Origin of the sequence: Kitasatospora sp. NPDC057518, from assembly GCF_042802075.1 — a bacterium.
Lineage (GTDB): Bacteria > Actinomycetota > Actinomycetes > Streptomycetales > Streptomycetaceae > Kitasatospora.
In genome coordinates, this window is record NZ_JBHVEU010000720.1 from 1 (window position 1) to 2,363 (window position 2,363).

Here is a 2,363-nt window from a genome sequence, read left to right on the forward strand (position 1 = left end):
CGCCCAACGCGGGGCTGCCCACCTCGGTCCAACCGCCAACCGGACCGTGGGCTCAACGCCCGGCCACGAGGCGGGTTGTGTCTTGGGTTGCGAATTTCAAGCAGGTATCCGACCGTCAGTTTTCGGGTGGCCTCGTACCGAACACGAGGCCACCCTCACTTGACGTCTGTAGCGGTGTCACGACACGGTGTTACCCACACGGACTTGCAGCCAACTTCGCGGAAGGGGCAGTCATGACACTTCGCTTCATCGGGATCGACCCGGACTCGCCGAACGGTGGCTCTCCGACAGTCTGGCTCGAAGACGAAGCCGCGGAGATCGTCGTACAGGGGCTGCTCCCCTCCACGGACACGCTCCGCACCATCAGCGAGACCGAGTGGGTTCCTGATCACCCCGTCGGCATCCCGGACCACGAGGGCGTCGTCCGTATCCCTGTTCGGATGATTCCGGCTTTGCGGAAGGTGTGCGATGACGCAGAACGTGCCGGACTTTGGCGCCCTGCTGCGGAGCGCTGAGCGCTCGGCAGTCCACCTGGAGATGCGGGACTCCTATGCGGACGACCCGGTCTTCGCCGACTGGCGCGCGGGGCTACCGGTCGACCGCCCCGACGCCTACGAGCTTCCCGAGGAGTACCAGGCCTGGGCTGAGCTGGTGAAGGAGACCGTGGCCCGGGGCGTGATCATGCGTCGTGCCCGGATCGTCTCCGAACCCGTCACCGACTACATCCGTTGGGAACACGCCATCACAGAACGGCACAACATCGCCCTCGGCGAGCACGTGCGCTGGCTCCCCCGCCGCCTGGCGTCCGATCTCTCACTGCCTGGAAATGATCTTTGGCTGATCGATGACCGCCTGGTCCTCTTCCACTGGTTCACCGGCGACGGCGACTGGGCCGGCCACGAGTTCACCGAAGACCCGGCCACGGTGAAGCAGGTCACCGCCGCGTTCGAAGCGGTGTGGGATCGCGCTACGCCACACGCGCGGTATCCCGTCTGACTCACCATCGGCACCGGGCAGTCCATCACATGTCGTCGTCCCCGTCGTCCAGTGTCGTCGAGGCCCGCAAAGCCCTCGCCAATCGACTGACCGAGATCCGCAAGGACGCCGGGCTCACCGGCGACGAGCTCTCTGCCCGGTGCGGGTGGCACCCTGCCAAGACCAGTCGTATCCAGAGCGGCAAGTCCGCACCCTCCGAGGACGATCTCCGCGCCTGGTGCACTGCATGCGATGCCGAGGAGCAGCTCCCTGACGTCATCGCCACCGCCCGCGCCGTCGAATCGATGTACACCGAGTGGCGTCGGATGGAGCACGCCGGGCTGCGGGCCGCGCAGGAGTCCGTCGGCACGCTCTACCAGCGCACCGAGGTCTTCCGTGTGTACGCGAGCCGGGTCATTCCCGGCATGGTTCAGACAACCGACTACACCGCTGCCGTACTGCGCTCGATCCAACGCGACCGAGTGCCCGTCGATGACGTCGAGGAGGCCGTGGCGGCGCGGCTGGACCGCCAACGCATGCTGTTCTCCGGCCGGCATCGATTCGGGCTGCTGGTCGAAGAGTACGTGCTCCGCGCCGCAGTGTGCGACGCCAGGACGATGGCGGACCAACTCGACCACCTCATCACTGCATCCGCCAGCCCCTTCGTCAGCCTGGGCATCATCCCCACCGGTTGCCACCGATCCCAACTTCCGGTCGAGGACTTCTACATGTTCGACGAGGCCGAGGTCGCCGTCGAACTGACCTCCGGGTATCTGCGCATCACACGACCTCGCGAGATCGCCGATTACCTGCGCACCTACACCGCACTGGCAGGAATGGCCGTCTACGGCACGAAGGCTCGGCAGGTCATCACCTCGGCGATCGACGCACTCGGGTGAATCGGCGCAAGATGGCGCAACTTCTTTGAAAGAGCGATCTGTTGCTCCGTAGCGTCATGAGTGCTCCGCCATGCGGAGCGTCCACGAGCGCAAGGAGAGGCCTTGTCACTCCTACGAGCTGAGCGGAGCAGTGCCTTGCAGGTCACCGACCCACCGCAGCCGAAACCGAAGTCCGAGCCCAGGCCGACGACACCGCGTCCGCCGGACCGGTACCGGCCCACCGGGCTGTACACCCGAAGCAACCCCCACGGAGGACCCGCGATCGGGATGGCCGGGAAGCACGCGGGCGACCAGGACCCGGGCAAGGACAAGCCGTCGAAGGACACCTCGCGCCCGGCGCCCGCCCCGAAGCACGAGAAGAAGGACAAGTGACGGAGAGCCTCCACCCGCAGCAGGACGGCGTCGGCGAGGCGGTCGCCGATCCGGGTGTGCCAGGACTCCGGCCACAGCAGGTAGCCGGCCAGCAGGGAGATCCCGCAGCCGATCAGC

At 66.6% G+C, this 2,363-nt stretch carries 3 protein-coding genes; all 3 read left to right on the forward strand.

What is annotated here, in order from left to right; all coding sequences use genetic code 11:
- Positions 1-233 precede the first annotated feature (233 nt).
- The 3 genes from ACFU7Z_RS38745 to ACFU7Z_RS38755 are packed head-to-tail and all read left to right on the forward strand — an operon-like array spanning position 234 to position 1,874.
- The gene (locus tag ACFU7Z_RS38745; RefSeq protein ID WP_380738746.1) at positions 234-515 is read left to right on the forward strand and encodes a hypothetical protein; all 282 of its coding nucleotides are present in this window, start codon (positions 234-236) and stop codon (positions 513-515) included.
- Positions 469-996 (forward strand): DUF6879 family protein, encoded by a 528-nt coding sequence (locus tag ACFU7Z_RS38750; RefSeq protein ID WP_380738748.1) that lies wholly within the window; start codon positions 469-471, stop codon positions 994-996. Before ACFU7Z_RS38745 ends, ACFU7Z_RS38750 begins: the two co-directional genes overlap by 47 nt.
- A gap of 29 nt (positions 997-1,025) precedes the next feature.
- Complete coding sequence (locus ACFU7Z_RS38755; RefSeq protein ID WP_380738750.1) at positions 1,026-1,874, forward strand: helix-turn-helix domain-containing protein; 849 nt, start codon at positions 1,026-1,028, stop codon at positions 1,872-1,874.
- Positions 1,875-2,363 lie beyond the last annotated feature (489 nt).

What these genes read in the sequence shown, in the direction of transcription:
- ACFU7Z_RS38755 (WP_380738750.1), top strand. Translation starts at nt 1,026, where the DNA reads ATGTCGTCGTCCCCGTCGTCCAGTGTCGTCGAGGCCCGCAAAGCCCTC.
- ACFU7Z_RS38745 (WP_380738746.1), top strand. Translation starts at nt 234, where the DNA reads ATGACACTTCGCTTCATCGGGATCGACCCGGACTCGCCGAACGGTGGC.
- ACFU7Z_RS38750 (WP_380738748.1), top strand. Translation starts at nt 469, where the DNA reads ATGACGCAGAACGTGCCGGACTTTGGCGCCCTGCTGCGGAGCGCTGAG.